Source organism: Paenibacillus sp. PK4536 (assembly GCF_028594455.2).
GTDB classification, from domain to species: Bacteria; Bacillota; Bacilli; order Paenibacillales; family Paenibacillaceae; genus Saccharibacillus; species Saccharibacillus nuruki.
The window spans coordinates 2,670,722-2,693,087 of record NZ_CP126313.1; the positions used below are offsets into that span (position 1 = coordinate 2,670,722).

Below are 22,366 nucleotides of genomic sequence, written 5' to 3' on the forward strand. Positions count from 1 at the left end.
CATCTAATTACAGATCATTTGATATCGATTTATGCCGTAGTAAAATCTATCAATCTATCTATGAAAAGAAGCTTATAGGATTTGCCTATGAAGGTCATAGTTTGTATATCTTGGCTAAGACCTGACATGTATGATAAAACTGTGTATAGGTGAAATGAACGAACTCAACATAAAAGGAGACTTCTAATATGACAGACGTAAAAAAAATCGCAGTAATTGCCGGTGATGGTATCGGACCAGAAGTTGTAGCAGAAGCTGAAAAAGTATTAAAAAAAGCAGAAGAACTATACGGATATTCTTTTGAAACGGAACATGCTTTATTTGGCGGAATCGCAATAGATGAAAAAGGAACACCGCTTCCAGAAGAAACACTAGCGATTTGTAAAAGCGCAGACGCTGTATTGCTTGGAGCTGTCGGTGGACCGAAATGGGATAACAACTCTAAAGAACTTCGTCCAGAAACAGGTCTTCTAGGTATTCGCAAAGCTTTGGGACTATTTTCTAACTTACGTCCAGCGGTTGTATTCGATTGTCTGAAAGAAGCATCTACACTTAGGCCAGAAGTGCTTGAAGGAACAGACTTGATGGTTGTTCGTGAATTAACAGGCGGTATTTATTTTGGAGAGAAGCTAAGAAGACAAGGTGAGCATGGGGAAGAAGCTGTAGATACATGTGTATATAATGTAACTGAGATTGAACGGATCACACGTCAAGCTTTTGAAATTGCTCAAAAACGTCGTAAGAAACTAGCTTCTGTAGATAAAGCCAATGTACTTGAAACGTCTCGTCTATGGCGTGAGACAGTTAACCGGATTGCTCCTGACTATCCAGATGTAGAACTAGAGCACGTATTGGTTGATAACTGTGCGATGCAATTGCTTCGTCGTCCATCTAGTTTTGATGTGATCGTAACTGAAAATATGTTTGGTGATATTTTGAGTGATGAAGCAGCTATGTTGACAGGATCGATCGGAATGTTAGCTTCTGCGTCTATGGGAGATAGCACAGATGCAGGTAGCTTTGGATTGTATGAGCCGGTACACGGATCAGCACCTGATATCGCAGGACAAGGATTAGCAAATCCGATTGCAACTATTTTGTCTGTAGCGTTGATGTTCCGTCTAACCTTTAATTATGCAGAAGCAGCAGATGCTATTGAAGCAGCAGTAGCTAAAGTATTAGATGAAGGTCATCGTACAGCTGATATTGCTGTTGATAAGAGCAAGGCATTATCCACTTCACAAATGGGTGATTTGATCGTAGCAGCCATGCAAAAAGCATAATCTACCTTTTATGATTTGTATAAGCAGAATGAAGTTGCAAAATGTGATCAAAGTGTGAATAAAGCTCTCTTCGCTAGAGCCAGAAGACATTAAATTGTACGAAAAAATCCTTATTTAGAATTATTATAATAAAGTATCTCTTCTAATCTTGACTTTGATTTGGGTCGATGATAACATTCTTGTCATAGCGTTTTAGAGTTATGATAATGATAGGAAAGAAAAGTGTTTGTTAGCTTTTCTTATATAAAAGGAGGAATACTGGATTATGGCAGATCGTTTAGTAGGTAAACAAGCACCAGATTTTAACATGGAGACCGTTTCTGGTGACGGTAAAGATTTTGGACGCGTTCAATTGTCCGATTACAAAGGTAAATGGTTGGTATTTTTCTTCTATCCACTAGATTTCACTTTTGTATGCCCTACAGAAATCACTGCACTTAGTGATGCAGCAGAAGAATTCAGAGCATTGGATACTGAAATTGTTGGTGTAAGTACTGACTCTATTCACAGTCACAAAGCTTGGATTAGCACTGCTCCAGAAAACAATGGTCTAGGTCAATTGAACTTCCCATTGGCTTCCGATATTACGAAAAAAGTTGCTTCTGATTATGGCGTATTGATCGAAGAAGAAGGCGTAGCACTTCGCGGTCTATTCATCATCGATCCAGAAGGCGAATTGAAATATGAAGTAGTTAACCATAACGATGTAGGCCGTAGCGTAGAAGAAACTCTTCGCGTATTGCAAGCTCTACAATCCGGTGGACTATGCCCTATGAACTGGAAACCAGGACAAAAAACTTTAGTTACTTCTTAATATAAGAAAAAGTAATCTATTTTGCCCCTTCATTCGTATATTCTACGAATGGGGGGGTTTTGTCTTCTCCCAAAAAAGTGTAGAATGGACACAAGCTGGTTAATAATCATTCACAATCAATTATTTTGATGATATTGGGGTAAGGTTGAAAATCATAGAATAATGTATGGAGGGTGAGCAACATGAGCTTTTGCTGTGGCGGCAGTATGATAGGTACGAAAGGGACGTTAAAACATTTTCGAACCCAGGTTCATAATGTTCCCCTACTCGTATGTCCTGTATGTGAGCGTGTTGAAGTTCACTACAAAGTAGAAAGTGAATATGAGATTTTGGCTGAGTATGCGCATGGAGACGGTACACCTGAGATCGATTTTCAGGACTATGTTATGGAAGATGAAGCGACCATGTTCGAGAACTGCGTGAATATGGAAGAAGATGATCCTATGACTATGGTTCAAAGTCAGATCGATATGGGGCTGGATTTGCTTGCTGTAGCCAAAAAGATCAATGATGAAAAATGGGAACGTGATCTGAAAAGACGCCTTGCTGTCATGAGTCTACGTCGCTCTCGTCTTCAACACAAGTAAGTTATAAATGTAAGCCATAATTGAATATATTAAAAAGGAGAAGCGATATCAAGCTTCTCTTTTTTGCATTTCATCCAAATCAAGGTATGATAAAACGAGATAAGTAGAGAAAGGAAGATCAATACGATGGATACATATACAGTTCAACATTTAGCGAATCGACTTCAACAACAAGTAGGTAAAGTGATCGTAGGGAAAGATCATGAGATTCAATTGCTACTCACGGCTTTATTTGCTTCCGGTCATGTATTGATGGAAGATGTTCCAGGCACAGGTAAAACAATGCTTGCCAAAACACTAGCGTCAGCGATGAGTTGTCATTTTCAGCGGATTCAGTTTACACCGGATTTGTTGCCTTCTGATCTTACAGGAATTCACTTTTTCAATCAAAAAGAAAGCGAATTCACGTTTCGAGCAGGGCCTTTATTTGCCAATATTGTACTGGCGGATGAGATCAATCGTGCAACACCACGTACTCAATCCAGTCTACTGGAATGTATGGAAGAACAGCAGATTAGTGTCGATGGAGAGACAATGAAACTAGAACATCCTTTTATGGTGATTGCCACTCAGAATCCGGTCGATAATCAAGGAACGTTTCCATTACCCGAAGCACAGATGGATCGATTTATGTTGAAAATGTCGATGGGTTATCCTTCAGCAGAAGAAGGTGTTGAGATTTTGCGTCGAACAGCATCATCTTCATTAGTGAACAAAGAAGTAGCTATAGAATCGGGTGAAACGACTACTTTCGAACAAGTCAGTCGTGAGCAAATTATTGAAGCCAGAGAGCAATGTCAGGCAGTGACTATTCACCATGACCTGTTAATCTATATTGTTCGTATTGCAGAAGCAACCCGTGAGCATCAAGAGATTGCTCTAGGTGCCAGTCCGCGGGCAACACAAGCCTTACTGCGAGCTGCTCAAGCCTATGCGGCTATACAAGGTAGAGATTATGTATTGCCTGATGATATTCAGACAATGGCTTCGCCGGTATTGTCTCATCGTCTCGTATTCAAAAATAGACATCAAAATGATAAAAATAAAGCACATGTATTGATTCAATCGATTTTGGACACTGAAGTTGTACCGACTGAAGCTAATCTGGAAAGTAGAGTGAAGTAAATGGAGTTTTTCTGGCTACTTCTGATTGCTGGAGTCGTTGTATTGCTTCAAGCTCTAGTCCTAGGCAGACGATCTCTTAGGCAGATTGACTATGAACGCAAATTATCTCGAAGTCACTGTCATGTGGGCGATGATATTGAGATGATTGAGATTATTCAGAATAAGCGCCGTATTCCTGTACCCTGGCTCCGATTAGAATCGATTTTACCTGCGGGGTTCCAATTTGGACATCAAGCAGAGACGGCGATCAGTGAAGGCACGCTATACCAGAATCATACCAGTCTGTTTAGCTTATCTGCGCAGACACGTATTACACGCACACATCAGATTACTTGCCGACAACGTGGTGTTTTTCATATGGATAGCGCTTTAATGAGTGCCGGCGATGTATTTGGACTTGCTCGTGCCAATCGTCCACTACGTATTGAGACCCGTATGACTGTCTATCCTGCTTATACAGCGATAGATGACATGCCAGAAGCTTATCGAAGCTGGCAAGGAGAAGTCGAAGTGAGACGCTGGACAAATGAAGATCCTTTTTTGATTACAGGAGTGCGAGAATACAGTTCAGGTGATCCGATGAATCAGATTCACTGGAAAGCGACAGCACGTACAGGTCAGTTACAAGTGTATCGTCAAGGGTATAGTGCTGATCCAGAAGTCATGATTCTATTCAATATTGAAATCAATGAACAGATGTGGAGAGTCGTAACAGAACCGATGGTAGCAGAGTACGGTCTGAGTTGTTGTGCAACGATTGCTGCTGATCTCATTGGTAAAGGAATGAAAGCAGGATTTGGACACAATGCGATTATAGCGACAGAAGATGAGCAAGATGCCCGGATTCTACCTGCTTATGGCAGTGAACAATTATCTGCATTACTTCAATGTATGGCAGAAGTACAATTAAAAAGCAGACAGCCATTTCATGAATTTTTGCAATCTTTTGTACCCCAATCCAGTCAGGAAAATGAACCTATCCACAAAATGGATATTTTAATCGTCACTCCGCATGTATCTCAACCGATCAAGCAGGCGATTACGATATTAGAGCAGGCGGGGTCAACAGTTAGTATTTTGAATGTACCTGATATAGAGCAGTTGAAGAAGTCCCACTGGAATCAGAGTGTATACGATAAACCAAGCAGGAAGGTGAGCGGATGACAACTCAGGATTCTTCCAAAGCAGTAGGTTATTCGATCTCTAGTCACTGGCAACCTCTTGCTTATATGCTGGCAGAAGTAGCGGCATGCTTTCCTATTCTTGTTCTGCTAGATGGATATTTATTTCATACTGGTCAACCTGTTTTATGGGCATTGTGGCTTCTATGTGCAGGGGGGCTAGGTATGACATTACGTATCGCTGTCAGACGATCTGCTGTCCAATGGAAAACGATAAGCTGGTTTGTAGTATGGATCATTATAGGAGCCTTGGTATGTTGGATGATGCTGGATCATGTCAGTTGGACATCTATATGGATAGCCAGCATAAGTCTATTAGTCGTCGGATTATTCCGGGGCAATATGCTAGTGATGGGCGATTGGGATCGGTTATTTCCATTAACATTACAATTGATCTTGCTGATCGTAGCATGGATATTTTATGTGATTACAGGTTCAGCAGGTGATCTGTCATCTGCGCACTTTTCTATTTATATCGCAGGTATGATTCATTTATTTGCTATTCTTATGCGGTGTGGTGCACGCCAGATTAACTATTCGGTATGGGAAGATGGATTTCCAATCGCAGCATTACAGTTGGTTATCCGTCGAAGTCGGCGCTGGACATGGATCTTAATAGGAGTCATTGCTATTATTGGAGGCAGTACACAATTATCTATGATGCTGAGCTGGTTGTGGCAGAAGATACTTTCTCTTTTTCAATCCAATGAAACAGTTATACCTAGTCAAATGATTGAGCCGATGAACCCGCCACCTTTGTTACCACCAATGGATCTACCTGAGCAAAGCCCATCTATTCTGGACCCTGCTTGGATTGAACGAATCGCTCAGATCATTATGATTGCTGCGTTAGCCGCTTTTATGATTGGCGTAGGGCTATTTATATATCGTCTAATTCGTAAGTATGGCCCACCACTCTGGCGATGGTTATTGCGTATTCTGGGGATCGAAAGTGCTATTCCTTTACCGGCTGAGGAACCATCTGCTGGATATGTAGATCAGACAGAGAAGATTCACTCCAAACCATCGTCTTTCCGCATTCCTTTGAAAAGAAAAGTACCGGACGATCCTGCTGAGCGAGTTCGTTATCATTATGAAAAATTGATTCGTCGTGGACTCAAACATGGTCTAGATCAACATCAAGGCGATACACCGACTATACTTGGACGCAAAATGATTCATTTAAATAAAAAAGAGACATCGATGGATTCTGAACAGCGTATATCTGTATTGATTCGTTGGTACAATCAGATTCGTTATGGCGCTAAGTCTATAGATGCCGAAGAACTGAAAGTCTGGGAGAAAAAAGGTTGAATATTTAATGAATTTATTCATGTGAAGCTTTAAAGCGTGTTAGAAAATTCTTTACTTTTAAAGGATGCTTACAGTATCATGGAGAGAATGAAAAGGTTGAAAGGAGATTAACAATGAAACTTAATCCAAGCAAAATTGTAGACTGTACGATTCGTGATGGAGGTCTGGTGAATAACTGGGATTTCAGCGTAGAATTTGTACAGGATTTGTATAAAGGTCTGAACGAAGCAGGTATAGAATATATGGAGATTGGTTACAAAAACTCTCCCAAACTACTTAAAGGTGCAGAAGCAGCAGGTCCGTGGCGCTTTCTAGACGACGATTTCTTGCGTACGGTTATTCCTCAAAAAGGAACAACTAAATTATCTGCGCTTGTAGATATCGGTCGTGTAGCTGAAGAAGATATTTTGCCACGTGAAGAAAGTATGTTAGATCTGATCCGTGTAGCTTGTTATATCAAAGATGTAGACAAAGCTCTTCAATTGGTACAGACGTTCCATGATCGCGGATATGAGACAACAATCAATATTATGGCTTTGTCTAATGTAATGGAAAATGAATTGCTAGAAGCTTTTGAATTGATCAACGAAAGTGTAGTTGATGTTGTTTATATTGTAGATAGCTACGGCAGTCTAGATTATAAAGACATGCTTTACTTGGTAGATAAATTCAAAACCAACTTGCCTAACAAACGTCTGGGTGTACATACCCATAACAATATGCAAATGGCGTTCTCTAACACTCTTGTAGCAGCAGAACATGGCGTTGAATTACTAGATGCTTCTGTATACGGTATGGGACGTGCAGCAGGTAACTGTCCGACTGAATTGCTAGTGACTCATTTAAAAAATACCAAGTATACATTGCGTCCAGTCTTAGAAATGATCGACAAGCATATGATTGCTTTGCGTGAAAAAGAAGAGTGGGGCTATATCATTCCTTATATGATCACAGGATCATTGGATGAGCATCCACGTTCTGCAATGGCACTTCGTGCTTCAGATGACAAAGACAATTCTGTTGATTTCTACGATAAGTTGACGACTCCAGAAGTAAGCTTTGATTCTTCTAAAGGCAATAAGTAAAACTAGCTAAAAAGGCATACTCAATATAGCAAAAGAGCAATCTCCAGTTAGTATGGAAGATTGCTCTTTTTGTATATATTTTTCTAAGTAAAGATCCATTTAGGATATTTTAAGATTGAGAATATTCTTCAACATATGAACGTGTACCTGTCTGTTCATGATAATAGACTCGATATGTTTTACCATCGGCAGGATCGACAAAGACTTCAGAAGTAGGATGTGAATGCTTGAGAAGATCATCTTGTTGTTGGGAAGAGCGCTGTTTTCCTTTATATCGTTTATCAAAAAAGTACCAGCTTATTAAAAGAAGAGCCAGGAAACCACCAATTTGTAAAGTAAAATAGATAGCTCCTACATTAAAAAAACTCATGTGATCGGCTCAATGGTCACAACCGTACCATAAGCAACAATTTCACTCATACTACTACCGATATCGCCACTATCGAATCGCATCATCACCACTGCATTACCACCCATGGTATGAGCGCTTTCAACCATTCGATCTAATGCCTGACGGCGACCATCTTCGATCATTTGAGTATATTGCTTGATTTCACCACCGACTAATCCTTTAAAAGAAGCCATAATATCGCCACCTATTCCACGTGCACGCACAACGACACCAAAAGTCGAGCCCAGAACGTTAGTTACTCGGTAACCGGGAATATTTTCAGTCGTTACAATAATCATTTCGATCACTCCCATCTGATTGATAAAGCGTATACTATACTTTTTATATACGTAACGCGATCTGAAACGATACATAAATAAAAGAAGTTGCAAGATAAAATTGAATATGATATATTATATCTTGTCGTTAAGAAAGCCTAATGACTTTCCAAACGTGACCTCGGGATGTAGCTCAGCTTGGTAGAGCACCTGGTTTGGGACCAGGGGGTCGCATGTTCAAATCGTGTCATCCCGACCATCCATTCATGCGGGTGTAGTTCAATGGTAGAACTTCAGCCTTCCAAGCTGATAGCGTGGGTTCGATTCCCATCACCCGCTTACCGAAATACCAAGAGGAAGTCTTTGCATAAGCAAAGGCTTTTTTTGTTGTTTATTTCACTGAAATTTGGTTTTTCTCCAAAATTTTGTTATACTGTCGTTGTCAGCGGTAATGATACACCTTATATTTTTTAAGCTGACCATTCTGAAGAAATGAGAGGGTCCTATTGTCCAATGAAGTAAACATACGAATTTCCCTACGAACTGCACAGGATAGAAGCAGGCAGACAGCTCAAGCGGCTGATGCAAACGGGATACGTATGTCCATGGATAGCAATAGGAAACTGTTATGATAAACAGTTCAGGATGAAGATGGTTTTACTTTGACGATTAACGATGTCTTAGGCTAGCAAGAGGCATGAATAATCGTAAAGTAGAAGCACTATACACTTATATCCTTTTGCTTATTTTACATATGGATGATGAACGATCTGACGTTAGCATTATCAACCGCGAGGGCATCTGCTCTGGCGGTTTTTTTATGATTTCAGAGAGGATGATGTTCAATGACAACCATCGTAAAAGTAAGCAATTTAGCGAAAGACTGGAATGGAAAACGGATTTTTGAACAAGTGAATGTACAAATAGAAGCAGGCGAGCGTTTAGCTCTTATCGGTGAAAATGGAAGTGGCAAAAGTACACTGATCCAACTGCTGATGAATCATACTGAAGGCACAGAAGGCAAAATCGAACGATTTTTACCGTTAACACAGTGGGATTGGATGAGACAGCAAGATGATGCAAAGCATATTGGGCAAGGATGGACTACTTTAGAAATAGCTCGTCAAGGGAAGCCTGAGTTATGGGATTTGCGTCAGCAACTAGATGAATTAGAACAGCAACTTCAAAATATTTCGGTTGAACAACAAGGTGAACTTTACAATGAAGTGCTAGAACAATATGGGAGTACGTTAGAAACGTATGAAAAAAACAACGGATTCTTATGGGAGATTGAAGTCGAAAAGCAATTGACAGTGATCGGCATTGCTTCAGAGCTATGGAATGTACCTTATACTCAGTTAAGCGGCGGTCAGAAGACCAGAGTACGTCTAGCCTCTGTGTTAACACGGGATACCCAGTTATTGATCTTGGATGAACCGACCAATCATCTGGATACCGAAACGATGGAATGGTTAGAAAAGAGATTACATCAGTATACAGGTACACTGTTATTTGTATCCCATGATCGAGAATTTGTAGATCGGATGGCAACGTCTGTCTGTGAATTAACTTCTACAGGAATGACCAAATATAAAGGTGGATACCGTGATTACCGTGAACACAAACAGCGTGAGTTACGAGCACAAGAATCATTGTACAAAAAGCAAGAACAACAGCGTAAAGCATTACAAGAATCGATTCGCAATTATCAACAGTGGTTTGAACAGGCTCATCATGCAGCAGGGAAGCAAAATGAAGTGAAAATAACTAAAAGCTACTACAGAGACAAAGCGAATAAAAATATTTCACGTTATCACGCCAAAGAAAAAGCACTGGAACGGTTAGATACCGAAAGTGTGCAAAAACCGCGTGCTACGGACAAAATGAATTTTGAACTAGAAGCTAGTGAGTTTAAAGGGCATACGTTGATTCGGTTGGACGATGTAAGCTTTGGTTATTCAAACCATTCAGATCAAGAAGATCAGCATAGTGATTATAGCAAACACGCTTTAATTCAACATCTGGATATGAATGTACAACGTGGCGATCGGATAGCGATTACAGGGCCGAACGGCTCGGGCAAAACAACATTGATCAAGTTACTCCTCGGACAATTACAACCTTCTAGCGGTGAGCTATGGCATCATCCAGCATTAAATATAGGGTATTTTTCACAGGAACTGGAAGGGTTGCCTTTAGAAATGACTCTGCTAGATAGTCTATTGGTATTACCAGCGATGACACGAACAGAAGCACAGACGATTCTAGGTTGCTTTTTATTCCGTGGAGAAGATGTGTACAAGCAGATTGGTCATTTAAGTATGGGAGAACAGTGCAGAGTGGCATTAATCCGTTTATATTTTGGTGGTGCTAATGTATTAATTCTAGACGAGCCGACCAACTATCTCGATATCGCTGCCCAAGAAGTGATCGAGTCTGCGTTAGAACAGTATACAGGAACGATTATTATGGTTTCTCATGACCGGATGTTAGTTCGGCGATTAGCGACTCGTCTGTTGAAGCTGGAACGTGATCGTCCATATCAATGGTTTGAAGGCACTGTAGAGGAGTATGAAGCTGCTCAGGCACATCAGCAACAAGAAGTGCAAGCAGGTGGGGTAGAAGCGAATCAACAGCGTATGATGCTTGAGTTGCGTCTGTCTCAGTTATTATCTGGACTTGCCGATCAGAAAAAGACGAATCCTTCTATATCTCGATCAAGCGATCATTTGCCTAATGCTACACAATCGATTGAGAATCTCAACTTGGAACAGAACAACAATGATCCAGTCTGGCAAGAAATTCAATCGTTGCGCAAAGAGTTAGCGTCCTATTCGTCTCAGTCTTAAATAAATAGAAAGTTCTTTTTGCATAACAATCGTTGACGGGAAGGCTGGTTATTTGTAAAATAGTGAGTATCTATTTTCACTATGACATCTGCAACGAAAGAGAAGAGTAAACAGTACTGTCGTACAGGGAGAAAATGCCATTAGATTGAGAGCATTTTTACAGAAGCAGACTGTTGAAGTTCACTCTGGAGCAGCGTTCTGAAATATAAGTGAGCTGTATGATTAAGCTGATCTATAGATTAGGAATAGCCGGTGTAACGATCCGTTATCGTCGTTTCGAGCGAGAAGCTTATAATCTACATGTGATTGATTTAGAGGAGACTCTATATTGAGATACAGATTATAAATTTCTAACAAGGGTGGTACCACGGTCTTTTCGTCCCTTAAGGGGAGAGAAGGCCTTTTTTTGTTGTTTTAATAAGGTTTACACACTGCGTGATAGGAAGAAAGGGGCTTAACAACGATGAGCGAAATCGTCCAAATGCAAGAACATTTGCTTGCTTTGAAATCCGAAGCACTGGAAGTATTAGAAAAAGTAGCCACACCGAAAGAACTAGCAGATCTACGTGTTAAATACTCTGGTAAAAAAGGAGCTTTAACCGAAGTTTTACGTGGTATGGGTAAGCTTAGTGCTGAAGAACGTCCTGTTGTGGGTCAAGTGGCTAATGAAGTGCGTGAAGCGATCGAAGAAGTGATCAATCGCAAACAAGAAGAATTTGTACGTGCAGAGACGAACGAACGTCTTGCTGCTGAAAAAATCGATGTAACATTGCCTGGTCGTGGATTGCCACAAGGCGGTATCCATCCGATCAACAAAGTAATCGAACAAATGGAAGATATTTTCCTAGGCATGGGATACAGCGTAGCTGAAGGTCCTCAAGCAGAAAGTGATTATTATAACTTTGAAGCATTGAATTTGCCGAAAAATCACCCTGCTCGTGATATGCAAGATTCTTTCTATCTGACCGATGAATTGTTGATGCGTACCCATACTTCTCCTGTGCAGATTCGTGCGATGGAAGCGGCTAAAGGAAAAGCACCTTTGAAAGTGATTTGCCCGGGTGCTGTATATCGTCGTGATGATGACGATGCGACTCACTCTTTCCAATTTTTCCAAATCGAAGGATTGGTGATTGATAAAGGGATTCGTATGAGTGATCTTAAAGGAACATTACTTCAATTTGCTCGTGAAATGTTCGGAGAGTCTACTGAAATTCGTTTGCGTCCTAGCTTTTTCCCTTTCACAGAGCCTAGCGTAGAAGTTGACGTTACCTTTGTGAAAAAGAATGGTGAACGCATCTGGATCGAAGTGTTAGGTTGCGGTATGGTTCATCCTAAAGTGTTAGAAATGGGCGGTTTTGACCCTGAAGTATATAGTGGATTTGCATTTGGTATCGGCGTAGAACGGATAGCTATTCTAAAATACGGTATTGACGATATTCGTCATTTCTACAGTAACGATATGCGTTTCCTTAAACAATTCTCACGTATCTAATATAAAGGAGTGAATAGCAGTGAAAGTATCTACACAATGGCTGTCTCAATATGTTTCTTTGGATCAAGTCACTCCAGAAGAACTAGCAGAGCGCATTACACGTTCTGGAATCGAAATCGATAGCGTTGAATACCGTAATCAAGGGATTACAAACGTTGTTGTTGGTTATGTGAAAAGTAAAGAAAAGCATCCAGATGCAGACAAATTAAACGTCTGTGTAATTGATGCCGGACAAGGTGAAGACTTACAGATCGTATGTGGTGCTAAAAATATCGATGCTGGACAAAAAGTTCCAGTCGCTCTTGTAGGTGCTAAATTACCGGGCGGTATGGATATCAAAAAAGCCAAGTTGCGTGGCGTATTATCTCAAGGGATGATCTGTTCTGCCAAAGAACTAGGTATTAACGATAAATTGCTTCCTAAAGATCAACAAGAAGGTATTTTGGTTCTACCTGAACATACAGAAATCGGTACACCGATTGTAGAATTACTTGGCTTGGACGATGCTGTACTTGATTTCGATCTAACACCGAATCGTTCTGACTGCTTGAGTATGCTAGGTGCAGCTTATGAAGTAGGCGCTATTCTAGGTCGTGATGTACAATTGCCAGAATTGAATTTTGTAGAAGCTGGTGATGCAGCGGCAGATCATATTTCGGTAAACATTGAAGCGACAGAGCAATGTAGTCACTTCTCAGCTCGTTATATCAGCGGGATCACAGTTGGAGCTTCTCCACTATGGTTACAAAACCGTCTGATTGCAGCAGGGATTCGTCCGATTAGTAATATTGTCGATATTACCAACTTCGTGATGTTAGAATACGGACAACCTCTACATGCTTATGATGCAGACAAATTAAATCAAGGTGCAATTGAAGTACGGATGGCACGTGAAGGTGAAGTTCTTAACACATTAGATGATCAAGAACGTAAATTAGATGATCGTATGTTACTGATTACAAGTGGCGGACAGCCTGTAGGCCTTGCTGGCGTTATGGGTGGTGCTGATACAGAAGTGACAGCCTCTACTGTTAATATTTTGCTAGAATCTGCTAAGTTCGATGGTGGAACAATCCGCAAAACATCACGTCGTCTTGGGCTTCGTTCAGAAGCGAGTCAACGTTTTGAAAAAGAAGTCGATCCATCTGCGGTAGTACCAGCGCTTAATCGTGCAGCTGAATTGATCGTTCGTTATGGTCATGGATTGATTCACGAAGGTATTGTAGAAGAAGTGGTACAAGTAGCAGAAGAGAAAACACTTCAGTTGTCTTTGAGCAAATTAAATCGTTATTTAGGTACAGAATTGTCTTTACTTGAAATTAAAACGATCTTCTCCCGTCTTCAATTCCCTTATGGCGATGTAGCACAAGACTTATTAGAAGTACGTGTTCCTACACGTCGTGGTGATATTGTACGCGATGTAGATTTGATCGAAGAAGTAGCTCGTTTATATGGATATGATAATATTCCAACGACTTCGATCGAAGGCACAACAACACCAGGAGCATTGACTAAGTCTCAACGCTTACGTCGTACTGTGCGTCATTTGCTAACTCATGGTGGATATCAAGAAGCGATCACGTATTCGTTCACACATCCAGCCAAAAATGATCTGTTCCCGCAATTACGTGGAGAGCAACAACAAGTTGCCCTTGCGATGCCGATGAGTGAAGATCGTAGTGTGCTACGGAGTACGTTGATTCCGCAGTTGTTAGAAACAGCTTCATTTAACCGCAATCGTAAACAGGAAAATCTAGCTTTATTTGAAATCGGAAGTGCGTTCTTCAGTTCTGAGCAAGAATTGACTCGTCAACCGACAGAAGTTCCTTTGCTTGGATTGCTACTTACAGGTAGACGCCAACAAGCACAATGGAATACAGGTAACGAACGTGTCGATTTCTTTGATCTTAAAGGTGCACTCGAAAGTCTACTTCAATATCTAGGACTACAATCACTGATTACGTACAAAGCAGATCAACCACAAGGATTTCATCCAGGACGCTCTGCTTCTGTATATTTACAAGTAGGTAGTCAGCAACAATGGATTGGTGTGATTGGACAGATTCATCCTGATATTCAGCGCGAATCCGATCTTGAAGATACGTATGTAGCAGAGATTCAATTGGCTCCATTGTATGAAGAAGCCGATGAGAAAATCGTATACAGCGAATTGCCACGTTACCCTTCAGTACAACGTGATATTGCTGTTGTAATCAATGAAGAAGTAGCCGCAGGAGAATTACTAGCTTCTATTCGTTTGACAGCGAAAGAATTGTTAGAAACGGTACAAGTCTTTGATGTGTACACAGGCGACCGTGTAGGCGAAGGTAAGAAGAGTGTAGCGATTGCGATCGTATATCGTCACGCTGAGCATACCTTAACAGATGAAGAAGTAACGGCTGTGCATGATCAAGTATTGACTGTATTATCTGAACAATTTGGTGCAGAATTACGTAAATAATACATTTTGCTCTATAATCATACTGCTTAGAGTCCCTACTTAAATGACTCTGTTATTAAAGAATCATGTTTGTTAGGGACTATAGCAGGAATTGACAAGGGTCGCATCGAATAACAATCGATGTGGCTTTTTTGTCTACATCCAACTAGAATAAACAGAAGAAGTAAAGGAGGGCACGATTGTGACGACACCCGAACGCATTAGAGTAAACGTGGATATTTATGGAACAACTTATAAATTAGTTGGCACGAGTGCCGATTATATGAGACAAATTGCTCGTTATGTAGACGAGCATATGAACGATATATCGCAAGCCCATTCTCATTTAGATAAAGCCAAATTGGCTGTATTAGCAGCAGTACACATGGCAGAAGAATCAATTAATGCTCAAGTGAATCAATCCGAATTTGATCAAGCGATTGCAGAACAACAGCGTTTAAATACAGAATTAGAGCAACTACAGACCGTACAAGCGCAACAACAGGAATTAATACAGAAATTGCAACAGGAAAATAAACAACAAGTCAGTACTAATGAACAGTTGCAAAAGAGTGTTAAAGAAACATCGGCTCAATTGACACAGACTCAGCAAAAGCTGGCGTCGACAGAAGGACAAAACAAACAATTACAACAACAAAACCAAGAACACAAATTAAATAATGAACAAATACAGCATAAATGGAAAATAGCAGAAGAAGCACTTCAAAAAGCATTGAAGTCGAATGTAGATCTAGAGCAGAATCTGCAACAAACAACAGAAAATTTACGCAGTGAGATTAACCTTTTGACTGAAAATGAAGAAGTTGCCAGTTTGCGAGTGATGGAGTTAGAGGAGCAAGTACAGCTTTTACAACAACAACATGATCGTATTCAACAAGATCATGCCGAACTGGAGGAAAATAATAACCGCACATTAACTGAATTAAAAGCGTTAGAAGAACAGCAACAGCTACTCACTAAAGAATTGTCTGAAGCGCAAGAAGAATCAGAGACATGGCGTGAATTGTCTGTACAACAAGAACAAGAGTTGCAGACTGTTCAGACAAATCTATCTACTTTGCAAGAGCAACAACAAGGATTAGAACAACAACTAAATACGTCTCAACAAGAATTGACACAGGTACAAGAGCAATTGAATACAGCGCAACAAGAAATAGAATCATCCAAAGAGGAATCGAATCGCTGGTATGAATTGGCGCAACAACAAGAGCAAGAAGTACAGAAAGTACAAGCCGAATTAACTCAAGTTCAAGAACAACGTCATACGTTAGAAGAACAAGCGAATGCTGCCAAAGAACAAATCTCTATTTTGCATCAACAATTAGCAGATGCCAAAAACGAAGTATCTGCAACCAAGCAAAGATTGGAAACGTGGCGTGAACTATCCGGTCAACAAGAACAGGAAGTTGCACGTATTCAAGCCGAATTATCTGAAGCACAAGAACAGCAAGTAGTACTCGAAGAACAGCGTTTGGTAATCGAAGAACAACTGGGTGAATTGGAAGAACAAAAGTCAGAACTGGATCAGCAGTTAACAGAACTACGACAAGAAAATACAACGATCCAAGAAGAAGTATCTACATGGCACGAATTATCTGAACAACAAGAACAAGAATTACAGACTGTTCAAGCCGAACTGGCACAGGTACAAGAACAATATACAGCTCTGCAACAGCAGTACGATACTGTGCATGCAGAACATGAATCTTTACAAGCAACAAGTGAATTATTACGAACCGAGCATGAATCACTACAGAATCAAGCACAGACTTTACAAGAACAACAGACTCAGCTGAATGAACAATTATTTACACTTCAAGAAACATTAACACGGACGCAAGAAGAAGCACGTACATGGCGTGAATTATCGGGACAACAGGAACAAGAAGTCACTGATGTTCAAGCCGAATTAACTCAAGTACAAGAACAATATACAACATTACAACAACAGTCTGATCATATCCAGACCGAGCGTAATGATCTGGAAAATCAAGTGCATGTACTGGAAACAGAGCAGTCCGATCTACAGCAACAATTAGTAGAACTCCAAGAAACATTAACAGTAACGCAAGAAGAAGTTAGTACTTGGCATGAGTTATCCGCTCAACAAGAACAAGAAGTGACTCAAGTTCAAGCCGAACTAGCTCAGGTGCAAGAACAATATACAGCATTACAGCAACAGTCTAATCGTATCCAGACCGAACGTAATGATCTGGAAAATCAAGTGCATGTACTGGAAACAGAGCAATCGAATGTACAGCAACAACTAGCTGAACTACAAGCTACATTAACTACTGCACAAGAAGAAGCGACTACTTGGCGTGAATTATCGGATCAACAAGAACAAGAAGTAGCTCAAATGCAAATGGAATTATTAAATAGCCAAGAACAACGGGTATTGTTGCAACAGCAGTATGATGCTGTACAAGCAGAATATGAAGCTATGCAAGCGCAAGTGCACACATTAGAAGAACAGCAATCTGACCTCAGTCAACAATTAGTAGAGATCAAAGAAACATTAACTGTTGCTCAAGAAGAAGCAGATACATGGCGTGAGCTATCTGGACAGCAAGAGCAAGAAGCCCAGCGGATTCAATCGGAATTAGTAGACACTCAAGAACAAGCGCGTACAGTAGAACAACAGCGCGTACAGTTAGAAGAGCAACATATCGCTCTGAATCAACAACTTCAGCAGACACAGCAAGAGTTAATCAGTGCTCAAGAAGAAGCAGACACGTGGCGTGAACTGTCTAACCAGCAAGAGCAAGAAGTAGAGCAGGCTCAAGCCCAATCGTCTCAAATTCGTGAGCAGGTTGAGCAGTTGGAAGAGCAGTTGCGTGCACTGGAAGAACAACGTGCTCAACTGGAAACACAGCAATCGACACTGCATCAACAATTAGAAGGCATCCAACAACAGCTGACAACAGCCGAAGAAGAAGCGACAACATGGCGTGACCTTTCTACTCAACAAGAAGAGGAGGCTCATCGTCTTCAGGCTCAATTAACAGCGGCTCAAGCCGAGCGTGAGAATTTGGAAGAACAACTACGTGTGAATGAAGAGCAACGTCAGATGTTGGAATATCAATATCAGGACTTGGAAGAATTGCAATCGGAGCGTATTCATCAGTTGCAAGAATTACAGCAACAGAAATCGACGATTCAAGAAGAGATGGAAATGTGGCGTGAGCGTGTTAGTGAACAAGAAGATGAGCTGAATACAGTACAAGCACAATGGTCACAAGAACAGCAACATCATCAAGATGCACAAGCTCAAGTAGCAACATTGAATCAAGAATTGGTTTCTTTACAAGATAAGCTCGGGCAACAAGAGCATATTTTGCAAGAAGCGAATACCCATATCGATCAATGGAACAACCGATATACTCAACTGGAAGAAGATTATCGGACAGTGAGTCGTAATGAAGAAGGATATTTGGAAGAAATCGGGCGTTTAGAACAGCAAAGTCATCAGTTGCGTCAAGAGTTAAATGAATGGCAACAACGTATTCAGGAGACAGAACAAGTTCAACAACAGCAAGCCCAACAGATTTTACAGTTGGAACAACAAGAACGTGAATGGCGTGAACAGCAAGGACAACTGTCTACAGTAGAAGCGCAGAAGTCTGAAGAAATGCAAGAAATTTTGCAACAATATGAAGTGTCTTCACATCAATTGAGATTGGTTCATATTGAACTGGAAGATCAGCGTGAAGAGAAAGAACGTATTATTCGTGAACTTGAACAGCTTCGTGAACAGCATCATCGTTTGGAAATTGAGTACAATGAATGGATGGAATTGATCGAGCAGGATCAGAATTAGATAGCAAAATCCCTTTCTGCTTATCACTACGCATACTGGTGTAGTGAAACAGAAAGGGATTTTTTGGCTACTAAAATGAGTTCAGTCGATTAAGCTTCATCTACGATCAATTTGGCAACCATTGTGCTATGACCAGAACCACACATAATCGAGCAAGCAATATCGAATTGACCTGCTTCTTGTGGAGTGACGGTTGCTGTTGTATTTTGAGAATCAAGATCGACATTGAGAGCAGGAATCATCACGCCGTGATTACCTTGTACACTTTCAAAAACGATCTGTACAGGTTGCCCTTTTTTAACATGGTATTCTTTTTGATCAAATGCATAATTAGTCGCTTTGATCATCAATTGTTCTGTACCATCCGCAGGCGCTACGCCGGTCTCGGTGACACCGCTTTGTGGTGGATTAGTAGCAGACTCATTTTTTTGACCACAAGCAGATAAAAGAACCATAACAGCGATCATCATACTAACGATGATTAGTGTTCTTTTATAATGACTCATTTTGTGATTAGGGTTAGACGGTGTATACATGTATTATTCCTCCTATAGTGATATATGATGATAGTTGTTCGTAATATTCATAAATAGTATAACTCTGATCTACATAAAGAGTAACCGATATGATCAAAATTTAAATCAAATATGGCTAAATAAAGAAATGATAAGTCTAATGTATCATTTGGTATTTAAGTATTTTGTGAATATTTGGTCTAGATGTATAATAAGAAGTAGTGCATTATATTATAAAGTAATTTGTTAGTTAGAGGAGTGTCATTACGTTGAACGAAAAAATATTCCATACCATGCAGTATGGTCAAATTTTGAATACATTATCTTCACATGCAGCCACTTCGATCGGTAAACGTACAGCGCTGGCGTTGCAACCGGATACGGATTTGGAGCATGTCAAAAAATTACTTCAAACGACGGATGAAGCGACATTAGTAGATCGCCTCAAAGGAACACCACCTTTTGGTGGAATCGTTGATATTAGTGCGGCGGTTAGTCGTGCACGTATAGGTGGAACACTGAATCCAAGTGAATTATTAGGCATTGCAAATACAATCATGGGTGGTAGACGTGCACGTCGCCATGTTGAGATGGTACATGAAGAAAATCCTGTACCGATGCTAGCTGATCTAGTAGAACTGATCTCCGATCAACGTCCACTGGAAAAAGCGATCCGTGCTTGTATCGATGATTCTGCTCATGTGATGGATTCTGCAAGCCCTGAACTTGCCGCAGTACGTCGTGAACTACGCTCAGGCGAAGTACGTATTCGGGAGAAGCTGGATAGTATGATTCGTTCTCAAAGTGTAGCCAAAATGTTGCAAGATCAATTAGTCACCATTCGTGGCGATCGCTTTGTCATTCCGGTCAAAGCGGAGTATCGTGCTCACTTTGGCGGTATCGTTCATGATCAATCAGGTTCAGGAGCAACATTATTTATTGAGCCTGAAGCGATTGTAGCGATGAACAATAAGCTACGTGAAGCGAAGTTGCGTGAAGAACGTGAGATCGAAGTGATTTTGCAGAAACTCACTGCGCAAGTATCCGATCAAGTTGAATTGCTGAATTATGATATTGATATTTTGGCAGACCTTGATTTTATTTTTGCCAAAGCTAAATTAGCTCGTTCGATGGACGCTACAATGCCGAAGATGAATGACCGTGGATTTTTGAAATTAAAAAAAGCACGTCATCCATTGATTCCGCTTGCTCATGTGGTGCCTACGGATCTGGAACTGGGTAACGAACATACCAGTATTATTGTAACCGGGCCGAATACCGGTGGTAAAACAGTAACCTTAAAAACAGTCGGATTACTCAGTCTGATGGCGATGTCTGGTCTATTTATTCCAGCAGATGAAGGCAGTCAATTATGTGTGTTTGATGCAATCTATGCAGATATCGGTGATGAACAAAGTATCGAACAAAATCTAAGTACATTTTCAAGTCACATGACCAATATTATTTCAATTCTAGAACATATGACACCGAAAAGTCTGGTGCTATTTGATGAATTGGGAGCAGGAACCGATCCCGCAGAAGGTTCAGCATTGGCGATTGCGATTTTGGAACATATTCATTCTCAAGGTTGTCGTATGATTGCTACGACTCACTTTAGCGAATTGAAAGCTTATGCTTATGATCGCAAAGGCGTGATTAATGCGAGTATGGAATTCGATGTCAATACACTTAGCCCTACGTATCGCTTATTGATTGGTGTGCCGGGACGTAGTAATGCATTTGCTATCGCTTCACGTTTAGGATTATCTGAAAAGATTCTCGATGTGGCTCGTGGTGAAGTGGGCGAAGAAGATCAACGTGTTGAAAATATGATCGCTTCTCTCGAAAGCAATCGTCTGAGTGCAGAAGAAGATCGCAATACAGCAGCAACGTTACGATCGGATATGGAGAAATTACGTGGTCGTTATGAGCGTGATCTTGCCAAATTAGAAGAACAACGGGACAAACGTCTGGAAAAAGCCGATGAAGAAGCACGTGAGATTATCGAAAAAGCACGCAAAGAAGCCGATGAAGTGATTCGCTCTTTACGTCAGCTTGCTCAAGAAGAAGGAGCAGCTGTCAAAGACCATAAGCTGATTGCAGCTCGTAAGCAATTGGATGATGCGACTCCAGGGCAACGTACGAAGAAGAAATCAACGTCGTCAACCGAAGCGAAAAAAGTAAAACCACTGGGTCCTGGCGATGATGTTATGGTCTATAGTCTGAATCAACGTGGACATATCGTAGAATTATCAGGTACCAAAGAAGCTGTCGTACAAATGGGTATTTTGAAAATGAAAGTAGCATTAAGTGATCTAGAATTAGTACAGTCAGCCGCTACGATCAATGCACAGCCCCAGAAGAAAGCAACAACGATCAAACGGTCACGCGAAGATAATATGCGTTCTGAGCTAGATCTACGGGGTGCGAATGTAGAAGAAGGATTAATGGAAGTGGATCGTTTTCTAGATGAAGCTTTTTTGGCTAATCTAGGGCAAATCTATATCATCCATGGTAAAGGCACAGGCGTACTGAGAACAGGGATTCAAGATTTCTTACGTCGTCATAAGCATGTCAAAAGTTTCCGTACTGGTGAATATAACGAAGGCGGTAACGGCGTAACTGTAGCCGTATTGAAATAATCCGGCTGAAACCATTGCAGCGTTCATGCGTAATGAATAGAAATGTCTGTAGATGATTTCAGTACCGGAAGGGGCTATGAGGTAGTGTGAAAGATTATATTGATCCGATGCTTGCACATCCGGTCGGGATGATGATCGGTTTTTTCTCGGTAGCTGTACTACAGCTTATCGTATTTTTATGGTGTTTCGAAATGGTCGCCAAATATAAGTGCTGGGATGAAATAAGACGCGGTAATGTAGCTGTCGCGATGGCAACAGGCGGTAAGATTTTTGGGATTTGTAATATTATGCGTTTTTCGATCGAAGCGCATAGTACAGTCTATGAAAGTCTTGGATGGTCTGTGATCGGTTTTCTTTTACTGCTAGCGGCTTACTTTATATTTGAATTTTTGACACCTGTATTTAAGATTGATGAAGAGATTGCAGCCGATAACAAAGCTGTTGGCTTAATCTCTATGATTATCTCTATATCCTTATCGTACGTGATAGGGGCAACTATTTTATAATAAGCTTGAACAGAAATATA

The 22,366-nt window shown here is 40.6% G+C and carries 16 protein-coding genes, 2 tRNA genes and 1 other annotated feature; of the genes, 15 read left to right on the plus strand and 3 right to left on the minus strand.

All coding sequences use genetic code 11. The features are described from left to right. Positions 1–188 precede the first annotated feature (188 nt). The 7 genes from leuB (at position 189) to PO903_RS12020 (ending at position 7,389) form a co-directional block, all read left to right on the plus strand. Positions 189–1,283 carry a 3-isopropylmalate dehydrogenase gene (leuB, locus tag PO903_RS11990; RefSeq protein WP_273593527.1) on the plus strand — a complete coding sequence of 365 codons (1,095 nt, stop codon included), beginning with the start codon at positions 189–191 and terminating at the stop codon, positions 1,281–1,283. 265 nt (positions 1,284–1,548) lie between these two features. After that, positions 1,549–2,097 (plus strand): peroxiredoxin, encoded by a 549-nt coding sequence (locus tag PO903_RS11995; RefSeq protein WP_069327262.1) that lies wholly within the window; start codon positions 1,549–1,551, stop codon positions 2,095–2,097. A 182-nt stretch (positions 2,098–2,279) separates the two neighbouring features. Continuing rightward, positions 2,280–2,684, plus strand: a complete 405-nt coding sequence (locus tag PO903_RS12000; RefSeq protein WP_137222228.1) for a hypothetical protein — start codon at positions 2,280–2,282, stop codon at positions 2,682–2,684. Positions 2,685–2,810: 126 nt separating this feature from the next. Beyond that, positions 2,811–3,809, plus strand: coding sequence for an AAA family ATPase (locus PO903_RS12005; protein ID WP_273593528.1), 999 nt, complete (start codon positions 2,811–2,813; stop codon positions 3,807–3,809). Continuing rightward, positions 3,810–4,973 (plus strand): DUF58 domain-containing protein, encoded by a 1,164-nt coding sequence (locus PO903_RS12010; RefSeq protein WP_273593529.1) that lies wholly within the window; start codon positions 3,810–3,812, stop codon positions 4,971–4,973. Beyond that, entirely contained in the window at positions 4,970–6,304 is a 1,335-nt protein-coding gene (locus PO903_RS12015; RefSeq protein ID WP_273593530.1) for a hypothetical protein, read from the plus strand. Before PO903_RS12010 ends, PO903_RS12015 begins: the two co-directional genes overlap by 4 nt. 113 nt (positions 6,305–6,417) lie before the next feature. Beyond that, complete coding sequence (locus tag PO903_RS12020) at positions 6,418–7,389, plus strand: aldolase catalytic domain-containing protein (protein ID WP_069327267.1); 972 nt, start codon at positions 6,418–6,420, stop codon at positions 7,387–7,389. Positions 7,390–7,498: 109 nt separating this feature from the next. Here PO903_RS12020 and PO903_RS12025 read toward each other — a convergent pair whose 3' ends face one another. Both PO903_RS12025 and PO903_RS12030 read right to left on the minus strand, forming a co-directional pair. Beyond that, positions 7,499–7,759 carry a hypothetical protein gene (locus PO903_RS12025; RefSeq protein WP_273593531.1) on the minus strand — a complete coding sequence of 87 codons (261 nt, stop codon included), beginning with the start codon at positions 7,757–7,759 and terminating at the stop codon, positions 7,499–7,501. After that, positions 7,756–8,079, minus strand: coding sequence for a YbjQ family protein (locus PO903_RS12030; protein ID WP_069327269.1), 324 nt, complete (start codon positions 8,077–8,079; stop codon positions 7,756–7,758). Before PO903_RS12030 ends, PO903_RS12025 begins: the two co-directional genes overlap by 4 nt. Positions 8,080–8,240: 161 nt before the next feature. Here PO903_RS12030 and PO903_RS12035 point away from each other — a divergent pair. The 6 genes from PO903_RS12035 to zapA all read left to right on the plus strand — a co-directional run bounded on the left by PO903_RS12035 (position 8,241) and on the right by zapA (position 18,683). Further along, positions 8,241–8,317, plus strand: a tRNA-Pro gene (locus PO903_RS12035). Positions 8,318–8,326: 9 nt separating this feature from the next. Next, positions 8,327–8,397 (plus strand) — tRNA-Gly (locus tag PO903_RS12040). 506 nt (positions 8,398–8,903) lie between these two features. Further along, on the plus strand, positions 8,904–10,907 hold the full coding sequence (gene abc-f, locus PO903_RS12045; protein ID WP_273593532.1) for a ribosomal protection-like ABC-F family protein: 2,004 nt from the start codon (positions 8,904–8,906) through the stop codon (positions 10,905–10,907). A gap of 84 nt (positions 10,908–10,991) precedes the next feature. Continuing rightward, positions 10,992–11,294 (plus strand) — a binding site (T-box leader). A 94-nt stretch (positions 11,295–11,388) separates the two neighbouring features. Then, positions 11,389–12,402, plus strand: a complete 1,014-nt coding sequence (gene pheS / locus PO903_RS12050) for a phenylalanine--tRNA ligase subunit alpha (protein WP_069327295.1) — start codon at positions 11,389–11,391, stop codon at positions 12,400–12,402. A 19-nt stretch (positions 12,403–12,421) separates the two neighbouring features. Beyond that, a complete protein-coding gene (gene pheT / locus PO903_RS12055) occupies positions 12,422–14,863 on the plus strand; it encodes a phenylalanine--tRNA ligase subunit beta (protein ID WP_137222240.1) in 2,442 nt (813 codons plus the stop codon). A 181-nt stretch (positions 14,864–15,044) separates the two neighbouring features. Beyond that, a complete protein-coding gene (gene zapA / locus PO903_RS12060; RefSeq protein WP_273593533.1) occupies positions 15,045–18,683 on the plus strand; it encodes a cell division protein ZapA in 3,639 nt (1,212 codons plus the stop codon). Between the two features lie 89 nt (positions 18,684–18,772). On the opposite strand, the gene PO903_RS12065 is transcribed toward zapA, so the two are convergent. Continuing rightward, the gene (locus PO903_RS12065; RefSeq protein WP_245703465.1) at positions 18,773–19,219 is read right to left on the minus strand and encodes a cytochrome c oxidase subunit II; all 447 of its coding nucleotides are present in this window, start codon (positions 19,217–19,219) and stop codon (positions 18,773–18,775) included. 248 nt (positions 19,220–19,467) lie between these two features. On the opposite strand from PO903_RS12065, the gene PO903_RS12070 reads away from it, so the two are divergent. Together PO903_RS12070 and PO903_RS12075 are read left to right on the plus strand one after the other, a co-directional pair. Beyond that, positions 19,468–21,840, plus strand: coding sequence for an endonuclease MutS2 (locus PO903_RS12070; RefSeq protein ID WP_069327273.1), 2,373 nt, complete (start codon positions 19,468–19,470; stop codon positions 21,838–21,840). Between the two features lie 107 nt (positions 21,841–21,947). Beyond that, entirely contained in the window at positions 21,948–22,346 is a 399-nt protein-coding gene (locus PO903_RS12075) for a DUF350 domain-containing protein (protein ID WP_137222510.1), read from the plus strand. Positions 22,347–22,366 lie beyond the last annotated feature (20 nt).